This is a genomic window from Paraburkholderia phytofirmans, assembly GCF_046028095.1.
Classification (GTDB): domain Bacteria; phylum Pseudomonadota; class Gammaproteobacteria; order Burkholderiales; family Burkholderiaceae; genus Paraburkholderia; species Paraburkholderia phytofirmans_A.
In genome coordinates this window covers 126,010-143,481 of record NZ_JAQQDJ010000016.1, presented here as the reverse complement: position 1 = coordinate 143,481, position 17,472 = coordinate 126,010, and the positions used below count along the sequence as shown (strand labels likewise).

Genomic DNA, 17,472 nt, shown 5'->3' with positions numbered 1-17,472 from the left:
ATGGCAATCGTTAAAGTTAAGCCGACTTCGCCGGGTCGCCGTGCGATGGTCAAGGTGGTCAACAAGGAACTGCACAAGGGCAAGCCGTACGCACCGCTGCTCGACTCGCAATTCTCGACCGCCGGCCGTAACAACAACGGTCACATTACCACCCGCCATAAGGGCGGTGGTCACAAGCATCACTATCGCGTAGTCGATTTCCGCCGTAACAAGGACGGTATCGCAGCGAAGGTCGAACGTCTTGAGTACGATCCGAACCGTAGCGCGAACATCGCGCTGGTTCTGTACGCAGACGGCGAGCGCAAGTACATCATCGCTCCGAAGGGTGTGACGGTTGGCCAGCAACTGATGTCGGGTTCGGAAGCTCCGATCCGCGCAGGCAACACGCTGCCGATCCGCAACATCCCGGTTGGTACGACGATTCACTGCATCGAAATGCTGCCGGGCAAGGGCGCGCAAATGGCGCGTTCGGCTGGTACGTCGGCGATGCTGCTGGCTCGTGAAGGCATCTACGCACAGGTCCGCCTGCGCTCGGGTGAAATCCGCCGCGTTCACGTTGAATGCCGCGCGACGATTGGTGAAGTTGGCAACGAAGAGCACAGCCTCCGTCAAATCGGTAAGGCTGGCGCGAACCGCTGGCGCGGTATCCGCCCGACGGTGCGTGGCGTTGCAATGAACCCGGTCGATCACCCGCACGGTGGTGGTGAAGGCAAGACGGCTGCAGGTCGCGATCCGGTGAGCCCGTGGGGCACGCCTGCTAAGGGTTATCGCACCCGCAGCAACAAGCGCACGACGAGCATGATCGTCCAGCGCCGTCACAAGCGTTAAGGAGTAGGCAATGGCACGTTCTGTAAAAAAAGGTCCGTTCTGCGACGCCCATTTGCTGAAGAAAGTTGAGGCGGCAGCAGCTTCGCGGGATAAGAAGCCGATCAAAACCTGGTCGCGCCGTTCGACGATCCTCCCGGATTTCATCGGTCTGACGATCGCCGTTCACAACGGCCGTCAACACGTTCCGGTGTACATCTCGGAAAACATGGTCGGCCACAAGCTTGGCGAGTTTGCATTGACCCGTACGTTCAAGGGTCACGCAGCCGACAAGAAGGCTAAGAAATAAGGGGCTCATGATGGAAGTGAAAGCAATTCATCGCGGTGCCCGCATCTCGGCGCAGAAAACGCGCCTTGTGGCTGACCAGATCCGCGGTTTGCCGGTCGACAAGGCGCTGAACGTTCTGACGTTCTCGCCGAAGAAGGCTGCGGGAATCGTGAAAAAGGTCGTGCTGTCGGCGATCGCGAATGCGGAGCATAACGAAGGCGCCGATATCGATGAGCTCAAGATCACGAGCATCTACATCGACAAGGCTGCGTCGCTCAAGCGTTTTACCGCGCGCGCTAAAGGCCGTGGTAACCGCATCGAGAAGCAATCCTGTCACATCACTGTGACGGTCGGGAATTAAGGGGTCATACGATGGGACAGAAAATTCATCCGACTGGCTTCCGTTTGGCCGTCAGCCGCAATTGGGCGTCGCGTTGGTACGCGAACAACAACAATTTCGCGGCGATGTTGCAGGAAGACATCGGTGTTCGTGAATACCTGAAGAAGAAGCTGAAGAACGCGTCCGTCGGCCGCGTTGTGATCGAGCGTCCTGCAAAGAACGCCCGCATCACGATTTTCAGCTCGCGTCCGGGTGTCGTGATCGGTAAGAAGGGTGAAGACATTGAACTGCTGAAGTCCGAGCTGCAAAAGCGCATGGGCGTTCCGGTTCACGTCAACATCGAAGAAATCCGTAAGCCGGAAACCGATGCGCAACTGATCGCGGATTCGATCACGCAACAGCTCGAGCGTCGGATTATGTTCCGCCGCGCGATGAAGCGTGCGATGCAAAACGCCATGCGTCTGGGTGCTCAAGGCATCAAGATCATGAGCGCTGGCCGCCTGAACGGTATCGAAATCGCTCGTACGGAATGGTATCGCGAAGGTCGCGTGCCGCTTCATACGCTGCGTGCTGATATCGACTACGCAACCTCGGAAGCGAAGACGACGTACGGCATCATCGGCGTGAAGGTGTGGGTGTACAAGGGCGACACGCTCGGCCGCAACGACGCACCGGTGGTCGAAGAAGTCGCTGAAGAAAAGCGTCCGCGCCGTAACGCACGTCCGGGTGGCGATCGCCGTCCGCGTCGCGATGGTGAAGGTGGTGGCCCGGCAGGTGCACGCCGTGGCGCTCCTCGTCGTGCTGGCGGTGCCGGCGGCGACGGGAAGACTGGAGAATAACGATGCTGCAACCGAAACGCAGAAAGTATCGCAAAGAGCAGAAGGGTCGTAACACCGGTATCGCCACCCGCGGCAACGCGGTGTCGTTCGGTGAGTTCGGCCTGAAGGCTATCGGTCGTGGTCGCTTGACCGCGCGCCAGATTGAAGCGGCACGTCGTGCAATGACGCGTCACATCAAGCGTGGTGGCCGCATCTGGATCCGCATCTTCCCGGACAAGCCGATCTCGCACAAGCCGGCTGAAGTACGGATGGGTAACGGTAAAGGTAACCCTGAGTACTACGTCGCAGAGATTCAACCGGGCAAGATGCTGTACGAAATGGACGGCGTAACCGAAGAGCTGGCACGCGAAGCGTTCCGTCTGGCTGCAGCTAAGCTGCCGCTCAAGACGACGTTTATCGTGCGTCAGCTCGGCGCCTAAGGAGCAAATGATGAAGGCTTCCGAACTTCACCAGAAAGATCAGGCCGCGCTCAACAAGGAGCTGTCGGACCTGTTGAAGGCGCAATTCGGCCTGCGCATGCAACTCGCGACCCAGCAGCTCACGAACACGAGCCAGCTGAAGAAGGTCCGTCGCGACATCGCACGTGTGCGGACCGTCCTGACTGAGAAGGCGAACCAGAAATGAACGATAGCGTAAAAACCTCGCTCAAGCGGACGCTGGTCGGCAAGGTCGTCAGCAACAAGATGGACAAGACGGTCACCGTGCTGGTCGAGCACCGCGTGAAGCATCCGATCTACGGCAAGTACGTTGTGCGTTCGAAGAAGTACCACGCGCACGACGATGCGAACACGTATAACGAGGGCGACCTCGTTGAAATCCAGGAAACGCGTCCGATTTCGAAGACGAAAGCTTGGGTTGTGGCTCGCCTGGTCGAGGCTGCTCGCGTCATCTGACGCCGCAAAGTTGTAGAAGTAATTGAAATCGCAGTAAGTTTCGCTTGCAAGACCGAGATTATTTGTTATAATCTCGGTCTTCCCTCTTTTATGGGAGCCCCGTCGCGGGCGAAGTTGGTGGGGGAAGCGGTTCGGGCGCCAGTCTGTTCCGTAGGATTCACCGGATTGCGATGGCGGGTTTCGTTTGCCGTCGCTGCTGTTCATACCCAAGCAGCCGATTGGCTGACGGGACCAAGACTGACCGGGTACGCCATGGTGGTGTGACCGGATTAAGTTGGGAAAGATAAACCATGATCCAGACCGAAACTCGGCTTGAAGTGGCCGACAACACGGGTGCGCGTGAAGTCATGTGCATCAAGGTGCTCGGCGGCTCGAAGCGTCGTTATGCCAGCATTGGCGACATCATCAAGGTGACCGTCAAAGAAGCAACGCCGCGCGGGCGCGTGAAGAAAGGCGAAATTTACAACGCCGTGGTGGTTCGCACCGCCAAGGGCGTGCGCCGTCAGGACGGCTCGCTGATCAAGTTCGATGGCAACGCCGCTGTGTTGTTGAATGCCAAGCTCGAACCTATTGGCACCCGTATTTTCGGGCCTGTCACGCGCGAGTTGCGCAGCGAACGATTCATGAAGATCGTTTCGTTGGCACCTGAAGTGCTGTAAGGAGTCGCGATGAACAAGATTCGCAAAGGTGACGAAGTTATCGTCATCACCGGCAAAGATAAAGGCAAGCGCGGCGTCGTGCTGTCCGTTGGCGAAGGCAAAGTGATTGTCGAGGGCATCAACCTCGTCAAGAAACACGTCAAGCCGAACCCGATGAAGGGTACGACGGGCGGTGTGGAAGCCAAGACGATGCCGCTGCAAATTTCGAACGTCGCATTGGTCGACGCGAATGGCAAGGCGTCGCGTGTAGGCATCAAGGTCGAAGGAGACAAGAAAGTCCGTTTCCTTAAAACGACCGGTGCCGAGCTGAGCGCCTGACGCTGCGGAGTAAAAAAATGGCTCGTTTGCAAGAGTTTTACAAAGAGAAGGTTGTACCCGGCCTCATCGAGAAGTTCGGTTACAAGTCCGTGATGGAAGTGCCGCGCATCACCAAGATCACCGTGAACATGGGTCTTGGCGAAGCGGTTGCTGACAAGAAGATCATCGAAAACGCCGTTGGCGACCTGACGAAGATCGCAGGCCAGAAGCCGGTGATCACGAAGGCACGCAAGGCAATCGCTGGCTTCAAGATCCGTCAAGGCTATCCGATCGGTGCAATGGTCACGTTGCGTGGTCAGGCAATGTACGAATTTCTGGACCGTTTCGTGACGGTTGCGCTCCCCCGGGTGCGTGACTTCCGTGGCGTGTCGGGTCGTGCGTTCGATGGTCGCGGCAACTACAACATCGGTGTGAAAGAGCAGATCATTTTCCCCGAAATCGACTACGACAAGATCGACGCACTGCGTGGGCTGAACATCAGCATCACGACGACTGCGAAGACTGACGACGAAGCAAAGGCTCTGCTCGCCAGCTTCAAGTTCCCGTTCAGAAACTGAGGTTACCGTGGCTAAACTGGCACTGATCGAACGTGAAAAGAAGCGTGCTCGCCTGGCCGCCAAGTACGCTCCCAAGCGTGCTGAGCTGAAAGCGATTATCGGCGATATGAGCAAGTCGGACGAAGAGCATTACGCAGCACGTCTGGAACTGCAACAACTGCCGCGCAACTCTAACCCGACCCGTAAGCGCAACCGTTGCGCAATTACCGGTCGCCCGCGTGGCACGTTCCGTAAATTCGGGCTGGCGCGTAACAAGATTCGCGAAATCGCGTTCCGCGGCGAGATCCCTGGCCTGACCAAGGCGAGCTGGTAATAGGAGAAACGTAAATGAGCATGAGTGATCCTATCGCCGATATGCTGACTCGCATCCGCAATGCGCAGATGGTTGAGAAAGTCTCGGTGACTATGCCCTCGTCGAAAGTCAAGGTTGCGATTGCGCAGGTCCTGAAGGACGAAGGCTATATCGATGATTTCGCAGTGAAGTCTGAAGGTGCGAAGTCTGAATTGAACATCGTGTTGAAGTACTACGCTGGCCGTCCGGTTATCGAACGCATTGAACGCGTTTCGAAACCTGGTCTGCGTGTGTACCGCGGCCGTAACGACATCCCCGTGGTCATGAATGGCCTCGGCGTGGCAATCGTGTCGACGCCGAAGGGCGTGATGACGGACCGCAAGGCGCGCGCAACGGGCGTTGGCGGCGAAGTCATCTGCTACGTCGCTTAAGGCCGAAAGGAGAGAAACATGTCTCGAGTAGGTAAAAGCCCGGTCGCGCTGCAAGGCGCAGAAGTGGCCCTGAGCGACGATCGCATCACCGTCAAGGGCCCGCTGGGTACGATTACGCAGGCGGCAAACCGCCTCGTGAAAGTGGTGAACGACAACGGCACGCTGAATTTCGAGCCGGTTGACGAAAGCCGCGAAGCGAATGCGATGTCGGGCACGATGCGCGCACTGGTTGCGAACATGGTGAACGGCGTGACGAAGGGTTTCGAGCGCAAGCTGACGCTGGTTGGCGTTGGTTACCGCGCACAGGCGCAAGGCGACAAGCTAAACCTGTCGCTGGGTTTCTCGCACCCCGTGGTGCACCAGATGCCGGAAGGCGTCAAGGCTGAAACCCCGACGCAAACCGAAATCGTGATCAAGGGGATCAATAAACAACAAGTTGGCCAGGTCGCTGCAGAAGTGCGCGGCTATCGCCCGCCGGAGCCCTACAAGGGCAAGGGTGTGCGTTACGCCAATGAGGTTGTGATCCTCAAAGAAACGAAGAAGAAGTAAGGGTGCGCAATCATGGATAAGACTCAATCTCGCCTGCGCCGCGCTCGTCAGACGCGTATCAAGATCGCTGAGCTGCAGGTCGCGCGTCTCGCCGTGCATCGCACGAACACGCACATCTACGCGCAAGTGTTCTCGCCGTGCGGCACCAAGGTGCTCGCCAGCGCGTCGACGCTCGAGGCCGAAGTGCGTGCGCAACTCGCTGATCAGACCGGCAAGGGCGGCAACGTCAATGCTGCGACCCTGATCGGTAAGCGCATCGCAGAAAAGGCTAAGGCTGCCGGCATCGAATCCGTCGCCTTCGACCGTTCGGGTTTCCGTTACCACGGCCGCGTGAAAGCGCTGGCTGATGCGGCGCGCGAAGCCGGACTCAAGTTCTAAGGGAAGAATTCGTCATGGCAAAGATGCAAGCGAAAGTTCAGGCTGACGAACGCGACGACGGCCTTCGTGAAAAAATGATTTCGGTCAATCGCGTGACCAAGGTCGTGAAGGGTGGCCGGATTCTCGGTTTCGCCGCACTGACCGTGGTTGGCGACGGTGATGGCCGCGTCGGTATGGGCAAGGGCAAGGCGAAGGAAGTGCCGGTCGCTGTTCAGAAGGCGATGGAACAGGCTCGCCGCAACATGTTCAAGGTGCCGCTCAAGAACGGTACCCTGCAACACGAAGTGCACGGTAAGCACGGCGCATCGATGGTCCTCCTGGCTCCGGCCAAGGACGGTACCGGCGTGATCGCTGGCGGCCCGATGCGCGCAGTGTTCGACGTGATGGGCGTGCAGAACGTTGTGGCCAAGAGCCACGGTTCGACGAACCCGTATAACCTCGTTCGTGCAACGCTCGACGGTCTGCGCAAGCAGTCCACGCCGGGCGACATCGCGGCGAAGCGCGGCAAGTCCGTCGAAGATATTCTGGGCTAAGGTGGACACCATGTCTGATAAAACTGTCAAGGTCCAGCTCGTCAAGAGCCTGATCGGCACCCGTGAAACGCACCGTGCAACAGTGCGTGGCTTGGGCTTGCGCCGACTCAACTCGGTTAGCGAGTTGCAGGACACGCCGGCTGTGCGCGGCATGATCAACAAGGTTTCGTACCTCGTTAAGGTCATCAGCTAAGCGGCTGACCAGGACTCAAGGAGTTGATAATGGAATTGAATAACCTGAAGCCGGCTGAAGGCTCGAAGCACGCTAAGCGTCGCGTCGGCCGTGGCATCGGCTCCGGTCTGGGCAAGACGGCTGGCCGCGGTCACAAGGGTCAGAAATCGCGTTCGGGCGGCTTTCACAAGGTTGGCTTCGAAGGCGGTCAAATGCCGCTGCAACGTCGTCTGCCGAAGCGTGGCTTCACCTCGCTGACGAAGGAATTCGTCGGAGAAGTGCGTCTCTCGGATCTGGAAAAGCTGCCGGTCGACGAGATCGATCTGTTGGCTCTGAAACAAGCCGGCCTGATCGGCGAGATGATCACGAGCGCCAAGATCATCAAGACCGGCGAGTTGAAGCGTAAGGTCGTTGTGAAGGGTCTGGGTGCGACGAAAGGTGCGCGCGCTGCTATCGAAGCAGCTGGCGGCTCGTTCGCCGAGTAACGCGCAAGTTATTTGCCGTCACTAGCATTTGCATCGGAGAAGGTACTTGGCTAACAGCCCGAGTCTCGCAAAACCCGGTCGCAGCGCGGCGAAGTTCGGCGATCTGCGTCGGCGGGCAGTGTTCCTGCTGCTGGCGCTGATCGTCTACCGTATCGGCGCGCATATTCCGGTGCCGGGTATTGACCCGGACCAACTGGCAAAGTTGTTCCAAAGTCAGTCGGGCGGCATCCTTGGCATGTTCAACATGTTCTCGGGTGGCGCGCTATCGCGGTTCACGATTTTTGCGCTGGGGATCATGCCGTACATTTCGGCGTCGATCATCATGCAGTTGCTGGCAATTGTCTCGCCGCAACTCGAAGCGCTGAAAAAGGAAGGGCAGGCGGGTCAGCGGAAGATTACGCAGTACACGCGTATCTTCACGGTCCTGCTGGCGACGTTCCAAGCGTTCGGCATTGCCGTCGCGTTGGAAAATCAGCCTGGCCTGGTGATCGATCCGGGGATGGTTTTTCGGTTGACGACGGTCGTGACGCTGGTGACCGGCACGATGTTCCTGATGTGGCTGGGTGAGCAGATCACGGAGCGCGGGCTTGGCAACGGTATCTCGATCATTATTTTCGGCGGGATTGCAGCGGGTTTCCCGAATGCGATCGGTGGTCTTGTTTCGCTGGTGCAAACCGGTTCGATGAGCCCGATATCCGCGATTATCGTCGTTGCGCTGATTGCTGCTGTTACGTATCTGGTGGTGTTCATTGAACGCGGCCAGCGCAAGATTCTTGTGAACTACGCGAAGCGGCAGGTCGGTAACAAGATTTACGGCGGTCAGTCTTCGCATCTGCCGCTGAAGTTGAACATGTCGGGCGTGATTCCGCCGATCTTTGCATCGTCGATCATTCTCTTCCCGGCAACCATCCTGAACTGGTTTAGTTCGGGGTCGCGTACCAGCTGGTTCGCAGACACGTTGCACAACGTGGCCGAAGCCCTCAAGCCCGGTCAACCCGTGTACGTGTTGCTGTACGCGTTGGCGATCGTTTTCTTCTGTTTCTTCTACACCGCGCTGGTGTTCAACAGCAGAGAGACGGCCGACAACCTGAAAAAGAGTGGCGCTTTCGTCCCAGGCATCCGCCCGGGCGATCAAACGGCGCGATACATCGACCGCATCTTGACGCGTCTGACGCTGGCCGGTGCGATCTACATCGTGTTTGTTTGTCTGCTGCCCGAGTTTCTGGTGCTGCGCTGGAACGTGCCGTTTTATTTTGGTGGAACGTCGCTGCTGATCATTGTCGTCGTCACAATGGATTTCATGGCGCAGGTGCAGTCGTACGTTATGTCGCAACAGTATGAATCGCTGCTGAAGAAAGCTAATTTCAAAGGCGGCGGCGTCCCGATGCGTTGAAAGGACTTATGGCCAAAGACGATGTTATCCAGATGCAGGGTGAAGTCATCGAAAACCTGCCTAACGCTACCTTCAGGGTAAAGCTGGAAAACGGCCATGTCGTATTGGGACACATATCCGGAAAGATGCGGATGCACTACATCCGAATCTTGCCGGGCGACAAGGTGACGGTTGAATTGACGCCTTACGATCTGTCGCGTGCGCGGATCGTGTTCCGGGCGAAGTGATTTGAAAAAAGGGTAATATCATGAAAGTGATGGCATCGGTTAAGCGCATTTGCCGCAATTGCAAGATCATCAAGCGCAAAGGCGTTGTGCGCGTGATTTGCAGCTCTGATCCGCGCCACAAACAGCGTCAAGGCTGAACGCCGCGCTTTTTGCTGCGCTTTTTGTTTGAGGAAAAACAATGGCTCGTATCGCAGGGGTTAACATCCCGAATCACCAGCATACCGAAATCGGCCTGACGGCTATTTACGGTGTAGGCCGCACGCGCTCGCGCGACATCTGCGTCGCTGCTGGTGTGGCATTTTCGAAGAAGGTCAAAGACCTGAACGACGCAGACCTCGAAAAGCTGCGTGAAGAAGTCGGCAAGTTCATCGTTGAAGGCGATCTGCGCCGTGAAACGACGATGAACATCAAGCGCCTGATGGATCTCGGCTGCTACCGTGGCGTTCGGCATCGTAAGGGCTTGCCCCTGCGCGGCCAACGTACGCGTACGAATGCCCGTACGCGCAAGGGTCCGCGTCGTGCAGCGCAATCGCTGAAGAAGTAAGCGGAACTGACAGTTACAGGAAAACGTAATGGCTAAGGCTTCGAACAACTCCGCGGCGCAACGCGTTCGCAAGAAGGTCAAGAAGAACGTCGCCGAGGGCGTGGTTCACGTTCACGCGTCGTTCAACAACACCATCATCACGATCACCGATCGTCAAGGCAATGCACTTGCTTGGGCAACGTCGGGTGGTCAGGGCTTCAAGGGTTCGCGTAAATCGACCCCGTTTGCAGCCCAGGTGGCAGCCGAATCGGCTGGCCGCGTGGCGATGGAATACGGCGTGAAGAACCTCGAAGTGCGGATCAAGGGCCCCGGTCCTGGCCGTGAGTCGGCGGTGCGCGCGTTGCATGGTCTTGGCATCAAGATCACCGCGATCTCCGACGTGACCCCGGTCCCGCACAACGGCTGCCGTCCGCCGAAGCGTCGTCGTATCTAAGACGCCGATTTTGCTAGCGCCTGTTGCCGCCTTGGGCGGCGGCAGGCTGCTTGCGTTATTGAATTGACTAAGCCCACCGTTCGACCCAAAGGGTTCGGACTAGCGCGGGTGCATGCATCCGCGTGATCAATCAACAAAGGAATCAACGTGGCACGTTATATCGGCCCTAAGGCCAAGCTGTCCCGCCGTGAAGGCACTGACCTCTTCCTGAAGAGCGCCCGTCGTTCGCTCGCTGACAAGTGCAAGCTTGACAGCAAGCCCGGCCAACACGGCCGCACCTCGGGTGCCCGTACGTCCGACTACGGCACGCAGCTGCGCGAAAAGCAAAAAGTGAAGCGCATCTACGGTGTCCTCGAGCGTCAATTCCGTCGTTACTTCGCTGAAGCCGACCGTTTGAAGGGCAACACGGGTGAAAACCTGCTGCAATTGCTCGAATCGCGTCTGGACAACGTCGTGTATCGCATGGGCTTCGGCTCTACGCGCGCTGAAGCACGTCAGCTCGTGAGCCACAAGGCGATCGTCGTGAACGGCGTCGTGTCGAACATCCCGTCGATGCAAGTGAAGGCTGGCGACGTCGTCGCGGTGCGCGAAACGAAGAAGAAGCAGGCGCGTATTCTCGAAGCGCTGTCGCTGGCTGAGCAAGGCGGTCTGCCGAGCTGGGTCGCTGTCGATTCGAAGAAGTTCGAAGGCACGTTCAAGCAAAAGCCGGAACGCAGCGACATCGCTGGCGATATCAACGAAAGCCTGATCGTCGAATTGTATTCGCGGTAATCGGATTAACGGCCGGGGCACCTCGATTGCGCTAAGCAAGGGGGCGTCTCGGCTGTTTATTTTCAGGTTGTTACCGGTCAGCCTTATCGGTGTAACGAGCCGAGGGTATTGAAAAGGAAAACCTATGCAAACCAGTTTGTTGAAGCCCAAGATCATCGCTGTTGAATCGCTTGGTGAGAGCCATGCGAAAGTGGTCATGGAACCGTTTGAACGCGGTTACGGCCACACCTTGGGTAACGCGCTCCGGCGCGTGCTGCTGTCGTCGATGATCGGCTACGCGCCGACCGAAGTGACGATCGCAGGCGTCGTACATGAATATTCGACGCTCGACGGTGTGCAAGAGGATGTGGTCAACCTGTTGTTGAACCTGAAGGGCGTGGTGTTCAAGCTGCACAACCGTGACGAAGTGACGGTTACGCTGCGCAAGGAAGGCGAAGGCGTTGTCACCGCTGGCGACATCGAACTCGCGCATGATTGCGAAGTGATCAACCCGGATCACGTGATTGCGCACCTGTCGAAGGGCGGCAAGCTCGACGTGCAGATCAAGGTCGAAAAGGGCCGCGGTTATGTGCCGGGCAACGTGCGTCGTTACGGCGAAGAGTCGGCCAAGATTATCGGCCGTATCGTGCTGGACGCGTCGTTCTCGCCGGTTCGCCGCGTGAGCTACGCCGTTGAAAGCGCTCGCGTCGAACAGCGTACCGACCTCGACAAGCTCGTGATGAACATCGAGACCAACGGTGTCATTTCGCCGGAAGAAGCGATCCGCCAGTCGGCGCGCATTCTGGTCGATCAACTGTCGGTCTTCGCTGCACTGGAAGGCACCGAAGCAACGGCTGAAGCGCCGTCGCGTGCGCCGCAGATCGATCCGATCCTGCTGCGCCCGGTCGATGACCTCGAACTGACGGTTCGTTCCGCGAACTGCCTGAAGGCCGAGAACATTTACTACATCGGCGACCTGATCCAGCGCACGGAAAACGAGTTGCTGAAGACGCCGAATCTGGGCCGCAAGTCGCTGAACGAAATCAAGGAAGTACTGGCGTCGCGTGGTTTGACGCTCGGCATGAAACTCGAAAACTGGCCGCCGGCAGGTTTGGACAAGTAAGTCGACAAGTAATCCCGGGACACAACCCGCCGCTGCACTGGCAAAGACGCGGATTTTCCTTTAAAATCCGCGTCTTGTCTTTTTTCAATACCGGCCCGTGCACTCACACCTTCGGGTGAACTGAGCGCGATAGAAGAGCTGGACCAAAACTTTGAATCGAAGGAATTAACATGCGTCACCGTCATGGTTTGCGGAAACTGAACCGCACGAGCAGCCACCGTCTGGCAATGCTCCGTAATATGTCCAACTCGCTGATCGAGCACGAAGTCATCAAGACCACGCTGCCGAAAGCAAAAGAACTCCGTAAAGTTGTCGAGCCGCTGATCACGCTCGGCAAGAAGCCGTCGCTGGCAAATCGTCGTCTGGCGTTCAACCGCCTGCGCGATCGTGACTCGGTCACGAAGCTGTTCGAAGTTCTGGGCCCGCGTTACGCTACCCGTCCGGGCGGCTACCTGCGCGTCCTGAAGTTCGGCTTCCGCGTCGGCGACAACGCTCCGATGGCACTGGTCGAGTTGCTCGACCGTCCGGAAGTTGAAGAAGTCGAAGTGCAAGAAGCTGAGTAAGCTTCCGAGCATCTAAAAAAGCCAGGCGCCAAGCCTGGCTTTTTTGTTTGTGGCGCCAGCCAGCGCCAGCGGCCATTCGCCGCATGGTCGCTGCGGAGCGGTCTGCGAGCAGACAAGGCTAGGTGATACGATATCGGCACCTGAATCGTGCCGTGCCGGAGCCATCTGTGAGCGTGAATGTGACCTTGATTCTGACGACGGTGCCGGATGCGGCGGTGGCTCAGAAGCTTGCTGCGGGTGCTCTGGCCGCGCGGCTATGCGCCTGTGTCACGCAATTGGGCTCCGTGCAGTCCAGCTATCACTGGCAGGGTGCGGTTGAAACCGCGCAGGAAATCCAGTTGCTGTTCAAGACCAGCGCGACACGCGCGCTTGAACTCGAGCAGTACATTCAGGCTCACCATCCCTACGACACACCGGAAATTCTCTCATGGCAAGCGACGGCGTCCGCCGCTTACGGCCAGTGGATCATTGCTGAAACTCAACGTCCTCTCCATGTTTAAAGGCCTAGACCGGCGCACGCGCAACGCGCTGCGCACCGTATTCTTCCTGTTCGGCTGCCTGATCCTCGCGCAGTTCGGCACGCTCGCCCGAGCGGCGGACGATTTCCTGGATCCCGCGGTCGCGTTCAAATTCAGCGCGTCGGAGAAGCCCGGCGAAGTCGACGTGACCTACAAAATCGCGGACGGCTATTACATGTATCGCGAGCGCTTCGCCTTCGCGACGCGTAACGGCACGACAACGGTCGGCGAGCCGCAATTGCCGGCTGGGCACATCAAGTTCGATCAGACTTTTAACAAGAACGTCGAGACTTATCGGAATGAACTGACGATCCGGATTCCCGTTAAACAGGCAGCCGGGCCGTTCGACCTGGTGGTGACGTCGCAAGGCTGTGCCGATGCCGGCATCTGCTATCCGCCGATGGAGCGCGTGTACCACGTGAGCGGCGCAGCTCTTCAGCCGGCCGGCAGCGCGGCAGCTCCGGCAGCCGACGTCGCGCAGCCTTCCGCCGCCGCGGGCACCTCGTGGTACGACCGCGCCACCAGCGCCGACTACGCGCAGTCGCTGCTGCAAGGCGGTGGCTTCTTCGCGATCGTCGGGCTCTATTTCGTCGCCGGCGCTGTGCTCAGCCTGCTCCCCTGTTCGTATCCGATGATTCCGATTCTCTCGGCGATCATCATCGGCGAAGGTGCGCGTGTGACGCGTGCCCGCGGATTCGCGCTGTCTCTGGCCTATGTTGTCGGCATGGCGCTCGTGTACACGGCTCTCGGTATCGCCGCCGCGTTGGTCGGGCAGAGTCTCGGCGCATGGCTGCAAAACCCATGGGTGCTCGGTGCATTCGGCGTACTTTTGACCATTTTCGCGCTGACTCTGATTGCGGGCTTCGACATCGCGCTGCCGCAACATTGGCAGGACGGCGTTTCACGCGCGTCGTCTGGGCGCACCGGCGGCAAGTTTGCGGCGGTTGCCGTCATGGGCGCGCTGTCCGCGCTGGTGGTCGGGGCGTGTATGACCGCGCCGCTCTTTGCGGTGCTGGCGTTCATTGCGCATACGGGCGACGCGGTGCTCGGCGGTGCGGCGCTGTTCTCGATGGGGCTGGGTCTGGGCGTGCCGCTGCTGATCCTCGGTTTTGGCGCGGGCACGCTGTTGCCGCGTGCCGGCGCATGGATGGACGGCGTCAAGGTGTTCTTCGGCGTCGTGCTGCTTGCGGCCGCGTTATGGATTGTGTGGCCGGCGCTTGGCGCGACGGCGACGATGCTATTGAGCGCACTCTGGTTGCTGGTCGCTTCGGCCTCTCTCGGCTTATTCTCTGCGCCGGCTGTGGAGGCTTCCGTGTGGCGCAGGCTTGGCCGAGGCATTGGCGCTGCGCTCGTTATCTGGGCTGCAGTCCTGCTGGTTGGGCTGGCGGCGGGCTCTTCCGATCCGCTGCGCCCGCTTGCCGTGCTGGCGGCGCGTGGCGGGGAAGCGGGTGTTGCGAGCGCGTCGAATAGGCTCGACAGCGCGCCGCAGGGCGATCTGACGTTCGCCCCGGTTCGCTCATCAAATGAACTCGACCAGGCCGTCAAATCGGCCGCACAGCCCGCCATGCTCGATTTTTACGCGGACTGGTGCGTCAGCTGCAAGGAAATGGAGAAATTCACCTTTAGCGACCCGCGTGTTCAGGCGAAATTGACGCAGATGAATCTGCTGCGCGCCGATGTGACCGCGAACAACATCGACGATCAAGCGCTGCTCAAGCGCTTCAGCCTGTTTGGGCCGCCGGGGATCATCTTTTTCGATCAGCGTGGCAAGGAAGTGCTGCGCGTCGTGGGATACGAGTCGGCGGATAAATTCTTGCGCAGTCTGGATCGGGCGAGTGCGCCCGGCGCGTAACGGGTAGCGGGTGGTCGGTCGCGGCGCCCAGCGCGCCGGCCGAACTCGCTGGCGTGAAACGCGGCGACCAGATCACGACAATCGACGGCCGGTCGACCGCCGAGATGTCGCTCATCCAGATCGCGGGTCTGATTCCAGGCCAGCCGGCGATTTCAGTGAAGCTGGGGATCGAGCGCGAAGGGCGGCGTCTGGCTCTGACTGCGGAGCGCAAAGCAATCGTGGTGGAGGCGGACTAGCGAGCAGCCGGCCGCGGCGTGACCACGGCTTCGCAAAAACTAACGGAGCGTGTGGAGCAAGCGCCGAGCGCCAAACGCCCTCGCCGTCCAATAAAAAACGGAGGCACGACACATAAGTCGTCCTCCGGTCATTACAACGCCCGAACCGCCCGCAAGGCGTCTCGTCGAGTCACTTCTGCGAACGCAAAATCCGCGCGGCATCCAATGCGAAATAGGTCAGCACTCCGTCGGCACCCGCCCGCTTGAAAGCCAGCAGCGATTCCATCATCACCTTGTCGTGATCGAGCCAGCCGTTCTGCGCGGCCGCTTTCAGCATCGCGTACTCGCCGCTCACCTGATACACGTACGTCGGAAACTGGAACTCGTCCTTCACGCGACGCACGATGTCCAGATACGGCATGCCGGGCTTGACCATCACCATGTCCGCGCCTTCGTTGATGTCCGCTTGCACTTCGCGCAGCGCTTCATTCGAATTGGCCGGGTCCATCTGGTAGGTCATCTTGTTGCTTTTGCCGAGGTTCGTCGCGGAACCGACGGCGTCGCGGAACGGGCCGTAAAACGCCGACGCGAACTTGGCCGCATAAGCCATGATCCGTGTGTGGACATGACCCTCGCTCTCGAACATTTCGCGGATCGCGCCGATGCGGCCGTCCATCATGTCCGAAGGCGCGACGATATCGACGCCCGCTTCAGCCTGCGCACGCGCCTGTTCGACCAGGATTTCGACGGTCTCGTCGTTGATGACATAGCCGGCTTCGTCGAGCACGCCGTCCTGGCCGTGGCTCGTGTACGGGTCGAGCGCCACGTCGGTGAGCACGCCCAGCTCGGGGAAATTCTTCTTCAGTTCGCGAACCGCGCGCGGAATCAAACCGGCCGGGTTGGTCGCCTCGCGGCCATCGGGCGTTTTCAGCGACGGCTCGATTGCCGGAAACAGCGACAGCACGGGCACGCCCAGTTCGACGCATTGTTCAGCGACGCCCATCAGCAGATCGACCGACACGCGTTCGACGCCCGGCATCGACGGCACGGCTTGCCGCACGTTGGTGCCTTCGACGATAAAGACCGGGTAAATCAGATCGTTGGTGGTGAGGATGTTTTCCCGCATCAGACGGCGCGAGAAGTCGTCGCGGCGCATGCGGCGCGGACGGTGGTGCGGATAGAAGCTCATAGCGAATCTAGGAAACGTGGATGTGTGGAGTGGACAAGTAACGCCTGCCTCCGCTCCCGGAAACTTTTCGAGACAATGGTATATCATACCGATCGAGCAAGGCGCCTTGCGCTGACCTCCCCGCTTCTCCTCCCTGAGCGGGTGCCTGTCGTTTTTCGATTAGGCTGTTTGACCCGCCGTTAAAGCGGCGGGTTTTTTTATGGGCGGCCGGAATAGCGTTTCTGTGCTTGCCTGCGACGCTCGCCTCGCTTACCGAGCGGCGTCCGTTTCGCCCTTGTCGTCGGGGATCAGCCAGCTTTCGATCAGCTCGTGCGCTTCGTCGATGCCGACGCGTTTGAGCGCGGAGAACAGCTGAGCCGTCAGTTCGCCCTGATAGCCGGCGGTGCGGTACTCGGCCAGACCTTTCTGCGTCGCACGCAACGCGTTGATGCTTTCCTGGCGTGTCAATTTGTCGCACTTGGTCAGGAGCGTGTGGATCGGCTTGCCGGTCGGCGCGAACCACTCGATCATGCGGCGATCCAGATCCGTCAACGGGCGGCGCGAGTCCATCATCAGGATCATGCCGCGCAGTTGCGAGCGCGTTTGCAGATAGGTGGACAGTAGCGCTTCCCAATGCGCCTTGGCGGCGCCCGGCACTTCCGCGTAGCCGTAGCCCGGCAGATCGACCAGATGCGCGGTCGGCTCGTCCGCCTTGCCCACCGAAAAGTAGTTGATATGCTGCGTGCGCCCCGGCGTCTTACTGGCAAAGGCCAACCGCTTTTGATTGCACAGAATATTGATCGCCGTCGACTTGCCCGCGTTCGAGCGCCCCGCAAAGCAGATCTCGGGTTGCGAAGTGGCCGGCAGATCACGCAAGTGATTGACGGTCGTGAAAAAGCGGGATTGGTGGAGCAGGAAGGACATGATCAGGCCGAGATTCGAGACGCCGGGGAACCCGGAGTGGGGACGGGTCAAGCCCGACTGGCGTCTTAGCGATTAGCGAGTTATTGTACAATACGATGGTTTACTGAAAACCTGAGGGGGCCAGCCCACGTGCCTTGGCGGCTCCTGGCGGTCACTCGGTCGCCGTCGTGTTTTGCAAAACCTTCAAGAAAACGCCGGGCCTGGCGCGTAGCGGCAGGTCTAG

General features: G+C 59.2%; 30 protein-coding genes. 28 read left to right on the top strand and 2 right to left on the bottom strand.

Going from position 1 to position 17,472, the window contains the following annotated elements; genetic code table 11:
• The 28 genes from rplB to PQR54_RS33485 all read left to right on the top strand — a co-directional run bounded on the left by rplB (position 1) and on the right by PQR54_RS33485 (position 15,178).
• Positions 1-828 carry a 50S ribosomal protein L2 gene (rplB, locus tag PQR54_RS33620; protein ID WP_408253228.1) on the top strand — a complete coding sequence of 276 codons (828 nt, stop codon included), beginning with the start codon at positions 1-3 and terminating at the stop codon, positions 826-828.
• Positions 829-838: 10 nt separating this feature from the next.
• On the top strand, positions 839-1,114 hold the full coding sequence (gene rpsS, locus PQR54_RS33615) for a 30S ribosomal protein S19 (RefSeq protein WP_004199273.1): 276 nt from the start codon (positions 839-841) through the stop codon (positions 1,112-1,114).
• Between the two features lie 7 nt (positions 1,115-1,121).
• The gene (rplV, locus tag PQR54_RS33610; RefSeq protein ID WP_007180133.1) at positions 1,122-1,454 is read left to right on the top strand and encodes a 50S ribosomal protein L22; all 333 of its coding nucleotides are present in this window, start codon (positions 1,122-1,124) and stop codon (positions 1,452-1,454) included.
• An 11-nt stretch (positions 1,455-1,465) separates the two neighbouring features.
• A complete protein-coding gene (rpsC, locus tag PQR54_RS33605; protein WP_012434570.1) occupies positions 1,466-2,272 on the top strand; it encodes a 30S ribosomal protein S3 in 807 nt (268 codons plus the stop codon).
• Positions 2,273-2,274: 2 nt separating this feature from the next.
• Complete coding sequence (rplP, locus tag PQR54_RS33600; RefSeq protein ID WP_007180131.1) at positions 2,275-2,691, top strand: 50S ribosomal protein L16; 417 nt, start codon at positions 2,275-2,277, stop codon at positions 2,689-2,691.
• Between the two features lie 10 nt (positions 2,692-2,701).
• Positions 2,702-2,896, top strand: a complete 195-nt coding sequence (gene rpmC, locus PQR54_RS33595) for a 50S ribosomal protein L29 (RefSeq protein ID WP_007180130.1) — start codon at positions 2,702-2,704, stop codon at positions 2,894-2,896.
• Positions 2,893-3,165, top strand: coding sequence for a 30S ribosomal protein S17 (gene rpsQ, locus PQR54_RS33590; RefSeq protein WP_007180129.1), 273 nt, complete (start codon positions 2,893-2,895; stop codon positions 3,163-3,165). Before rpmC ends, rpsQ begins: the two co-directional genes overlap by 4 nt.
• A 290-nt stretch (positions 3,166-3,455) precedes the next feature.
• On the top strand, positions 3,456-3,824 hold the full coding sequence (gene rplN, locus PQR54_RS33585) for a 50S ribosomal protein L14 (protein ID WP_006052212.1): 369 nt from the start codon (positions 3,456-3,458) through the stop codon (positions 3,822-3,824).
• 9 nt (positions 3,825-3,833) lie between these two features.
• On the top strand, positions 3,834-4,142 hold the full coding sequence (gene rplX / locus PQR54_RS33580) for a 50S ribosomal protein L24 (RefSeq protein ID WP_006052213.1): 309 nt from the start codon (positions 3,834-3,836) through the stop codon (positions 4,140-4,142).
• A 17-nt stretch (positions 4,143-4,159) separates the two neighbouring features.
• A complete protein-coding gene (rplE, locus tag PQR54_RS33575) occupies positions 4,160-4,699 on the top strand; it encodes a 50S ribosomal protein L5 (protein ID WP_408253226.1) in 540 nt (179 codons plus the stop codon).
• Positions 4,700-4,706: 7 nt separating this feature from the next.
• The gene (gene rpsN / locus PQR54_RS33570; RefSeq protein ID WP_006052215.1) at positions 4,707-5,012 is read left to right on the top strand and encodes a 30S ribosomal protein S14; all 306 of its coding nucleotides are present in this window, start codon (positions 4,707-4,709) and stop codon (positions 5,010-5,012) included.
• Positions 5,013-5,026: 14 nt separating this feature from the next.
• Positions 5,027-5,422 (top strand): 30S ribosomal protein S8, encoded by a 396-nt coding sequence (gene rpsH, locus PQR54_RS33565; RefSeq protein ID WP_006052216.1) that lies wholly within the window; start codon positions 5,027-5,029, stop codon positions 5,420-5,422.
• Positions 5,423-5,440: 18 nt separating this feature from the next.
• On the top strand, positions 5,441-5,971 hold the full coding sequence (gene rplF, locus PQR54_RS33560; protein ID WP_012434569.1) for a 50S ribosomal protein L6: 531 nt from the start codon (positions 5,441-5,443) through the stop codon (positions 5,969-5,971).
• 12 nt (positions 5,972-5,983) lie between these two features.
• The gene (gene rplR, locus PQR54_RS33555) at positions 5,984-6,349 is read left to right on the top strand and encodes a 50S ribosomal protein L18 (RefSeq protein WP_012434568.1); all 366 of its coding nucleotides are present in this window, start codon (positions 5,984-5,986) and stop codon (positions 6,347-6,349) included.
• Positions 6,350-6,363: 14 nt separating this feature from the next.
• Positions 6,364-6,882 carry a 30S ribosomal protein S5 gene (gene rpsE, locus PQR54_RS33550; RefSeq protein WP_006052219.1) on the top strand — a complete coding sequence of 173 codons (519 nt, stop codon included), beginning with the start codon at positions 6,364-6,366 and terminating at the stop codon, positions 6,880-6,882.
• A 10-nt stretch (positions 6,883-6,892) separates the two neighbouring features.
• Positions 6,893-7,075 carry a 50S ribosomal protein L30 gene (gene rpmD / locus PQR54_RS33545; protein WP_007180126.1) on the top strand — a complete coding sequence of 61 codons (183 nt, stop codon included), beginning with the start codon at positions 6,893-6,895 and terminating at the stop codon, positions 7,073-7,075.
• A 29-nt stretch (positions 7,076-7,104) separates the two neighbouring features.
• On the top strand, positions 7,105-7,539 hold the full coding sequence (rplO, locus tag PQR54_RS33540) for a 50S ribosomal protein L15 (RefSeq protein ID WP_012434567.1): 435 nt from the start codon (positions 7,105-7,107) through the stop codon (positions 7,537-7,539).
• A 46-nt stretch (positions 7,540-7,585) separates the two neighbouring features.
• Entirely contained in the window at positions 7,586-8,932 is a 1,347-nt protein-coding gene (secY, locus tag PQR54_RS33535; RefSeq protein ID WP_007180124.1) for a preprotein translocase subunit SecY, read from the top strand.
• 8 nt (positions 8,933-8,940) lie between these two features.
• The gene (infA, locus tag PQR54_RS33530; RefSeq protein WP_004521905.1) at positions 8,941-9,159 is read left to right on the top strand and encodes a translation initiation factor IF-1; all 219 of its coding nucleotides are present in this window, start codon (positions 8,941-8,943) and stop codon (positions 9,157-9,159) included.
• A gap of 20 nt (positions 9,160-9,179) precedes the next feature.
• Positions 9,180-9,296: a 50S ribosomal protein L36 gene (gene rpmJ / locus PQR54_RS33525; protein WP_004199844.1), complete on the top strand. Its 117-nt coding sequence runs from the start codon at positions 9,180-9,182 to the stop codon at positions 9,294-9,296.
• 41 nt (positions 9,297-9,337) lie between these two features.
• A complete protein-coding gene (gene rpsM, locus PQR54_RS33520) occupies positions 9,338-9,703 on the top strand; it encodes a 30S ribosomal protein S13 (protein ID WP_012434566.1) in 366 nt (121 codons plus the stop codon).
• Between the two features lie 28 nt (positions 9,704-9,731).
• Positions 9,732-10,136: a 30S ribosomal protein S11 gene (gene rpsK / locus PQR54_RS33515; protein WP_006052224.1), complete on the top strand. Its 405-nt coding sequence runs from the start codon at positions 9,732-9,734 to the stop codon at positions 10,134-10,136.
• A gap of 147 nt (positions 10,137-10,283) precedes the next feature.
• Positions 10,284-10,907, top strand: a complete 624-nt coding sequence (gene rpsD / locus PQR54_RS33510) for a 30S ribosomal protein S4 (protein WP_106284146.1) — start codon at positions 10,284-10,286, stop codon at positions 10,905-10,907.
• A 124-nt stretch (positions 10,908-11,031) separates the two neighbouring features.
• On the top strand, positions 11,032-12,009 hold the full coding sequence (locus PQR54_RS33505) for a DNA-directed RNA polymerase subunit alpha (protein ID WP_006052226.1): 978 nt from the start codon (positions 11,032-11,034) through the stop codon (positions 12,007-12,009).
• Positions 12,010-12,179: 170 nt separating this feature from the next.
• Positions 12,180-12,572: a 50S ribosomal protein L17 gene (gene rplQ, locus PQR54_RS33500; RefSeq protein WP_006052227.1), complete on the top strand. Its 393-nt coding sequence runs from the start codon at positions 12,180-12,182 to the stop codon at positions 12,570-12,572.
• Positions 12,573-12,739: 167 nt separating this feature from the next.
• Positions 12,740-13,072: a divalent-cation tolerance protein CutA gene (cutA, locus tag PQR54_RS33495; RefSeq protein ID WP_408253222.1), complete on the top strand. Its 333-nt coding sequence runs from the start codon at positions 12,740-12,742 to the stop codon at positions 13,070-13,072.
• Positions 13,065-14,942, top strand: a complete 1,878-nt coding sequence (gene dsbD / locus PQR54_RS33490) for a protein-disulfide reductase DsbD (protein WP_408253220.1) — start codon at positions 13,065-13,067, stop codon at positions 14,940-14,942. The genes cutA and dsbD overlap by 8 nt, the downstream gene beginning before the upstream one ends.
• Positions 14,900-15,178: a PDZ domain-containing protein gene (locus tag PQR54_RS33485; RefSeq protein ID WP_408253248.1), complete on the top strand. Its 279-nt coding sequence runs from the start codon at positions 14,900-14,902 to the stop codon at positions 15,176-15,178. Before dsbD ends, PQR54_RS33485 begins: the two co-directional genes overlap by 43 nt.
• 169 nt (positions 15,179-15,347) lie before the next feature.
• Here PQR54_RS33485 and hemB read toward each other — a convergent pair whose 3' ends face one another.
• A complete protein-coding gene (gene hemB, locus PQR54_RS33480; RefSeq protein ID WP_408253218.1) occupies positions 15,348-16,346 on the bottom strand; it encodes a porphobilinogen synthase in 999 nt (332 codons plus the stop codon).
• Between the two features lie 249 nt (positions 16,347-16,595).
• A complete protein-coding gene (gene yihA / locus PQR54_RS33475) occupies positions 16,596-17,249 on the bottom strand; it encodes a ribosome biogenesis GTP-binding protein YihA/YsxC (RefSeq protein WP_408253244.1) in 654 nt (217 codons plus the stop codon).
• Positions 17,250-17,472: the final 223 nt, after the last annotated feature.

Bases quoted from the DNA above. Each gene is read 5' to 3' on its own strand.
- rplB (WP_408253228.1), top strand. From the start codon at position 1: ATGGCAATCGTTAAAGTTAAGCCGACTTCGCCGGGTCGCCGTGCGATG.
- rpsS (WP_004199273.1), top strand. From the start codon at position 839: ATGGCACGTTCTGTAAAAAAAGGTCCGTTCTGCGACGCCCATTTGCTG.
- rplV (WP_007180133.1), top strand. From the start codon at position 1,122: ATGATGGAAGTGAAAGCAATTCATCGCGGTGCCCGCATCTCGGCGCAG.
- rpsC (WP_012434570.1), top strand. From the start codon at position 1,466: ATGGGACAGAAAATTCATCCGACTGGCTTCCGTTTGGCCGTCAGCCGC.
- rplP (WP_007180131.1), top strand. From the start codon at position 2,275: ATGCTGCAACCGAAACGCAGAAAGTATCGCAAAGAGCAGAAGGGTCGT.
- rpmC (WP_007180130.1), top strand. From the start codon at position 2,702: ATGAAGGCTTCCGAACTTCACCAGAAAGATCAGGCCGCGCTCAACAAG.
- rpsQ (WP_007180129.1), top strand. From the start codon at position 2,893: ATGAACGATAGCGTAAAAACCTCGCTCAAGCGGACGCTGGTCGGCAAG.
- rplN (WP_006052212.1), top strand. From the start codon at position 3,456: ATGATCCAGACCGAAACTCGGCTTGAAGTGGCCGACAACACGGGTGCG.
- rplX (WP_006052213.1), top strand. From the start codon at position 3,834: ATGAACAAGATTCGCAAAGGTGACGAAGTTATCGTCATCACCGGCAAA.
- rplE (WP_408253226.1), top strand. From the start codon at position 4,160: ATGGCTCGTTTGCAAGAGTTTTACAAAGAGAAGGTTGTACCCGGCCTC.
- rpsH (WP_006052216.1), top strand. From the start codon at position 5,027: ATGAGCATGAGTGATCCTATCGCCGATATGCTGACTCGCATCCGCAAT.
- rplF (WP_012434569.1), top strand. From the start codon at position 5,441: ATGTCTCGAGTAGGTAAAAGCCCGGTCGCGCTGCAAGGCGCAGAAGTG.
- rplR (WP_012434568.1), top strand. From the start codon at position 5,984: ATGGATAAGACTCAATCTCGCCTGCGCCGCGCTCGTCAGACGCGTATC.
- rpsE (WP_006052219.1), top strand. From the start codon at position 6,364: ATGGCAAAGATGCAAGCGAAAGTTCAGGCTGACGAACGCGACGACGGC.
- rpmD (WP_007180126.1), top strand. From the start codon at position 6,893: ATGTCTGATAAAACTGTCAAGGTCCAGCTCGTCAAGAGCCTGATCGGC.
- rplO (WP_012434567.1), top strand. From the start codon at position 7,105: ATGGAATTGAATAACCTGAAGCCGGCTGAAGGCTCGAAGCACGCTAAG.
- infA (WP_004521905.1), top strand. From the start codon at position 8,941: ATGGCCAAAGACGATGTTATCCAGATGCAGGGTGAAGTCATCGAAAAC.
- rpmJ (WP_004199844.1), top strand. From the start codon at position 9,180: ATGAAAGTGATGGCATCGGTTAAGCGCATTTGCCGCAATTGCAAGATC.
- rpsM (WP_012434566.1), top strand. From the start codon at position 9,338: ATGGCTCGTATCGCAGGGGTTAACATCCCGAATCACCAGCATACCGAA.
- rpsK (WP_006052224.1), top strand. From the start codon at position 9,732: ATGGCTAAGGCTTCGAACAACTCCGCGGCGCAACGCGTTCGCAAGAAG.
- PQR54_RS33505 (WP_006052226.1), top strand. From the start codon at position 11,032: ATGCAAACCAGTTTGTTGAAGCCCAAGATCATCGCTGTTGAATCGCTT.
- rplQ (WP_006052227.1), top strand. From the start codon at position 12,180: ATGCGTCACCGTCATGGTTTGCGGAAACTGAACCGCACGAGCAGCCAC.
- dsbD (WP_408253220.1), top strand. From the start codon at position 13,065: ATGTTTAAAGGCCTAGACCGGCGCACGCGCAACGCGCTGCGCACCGTA.
- hemB (WP_408253218.1), bottom strand. From the start codon at position 16,346: ATGAGCTTCTATCCGCACCACCGTCCGCGCCGCATGCGCCGCGACGAC.
- yihA (WP_408253244.1), bottom strand. From the start codon at position 17,249: ATGTCCTTCCTGCTCCACCAATCCCGCTTTTTCACGACCGTCAATCAC.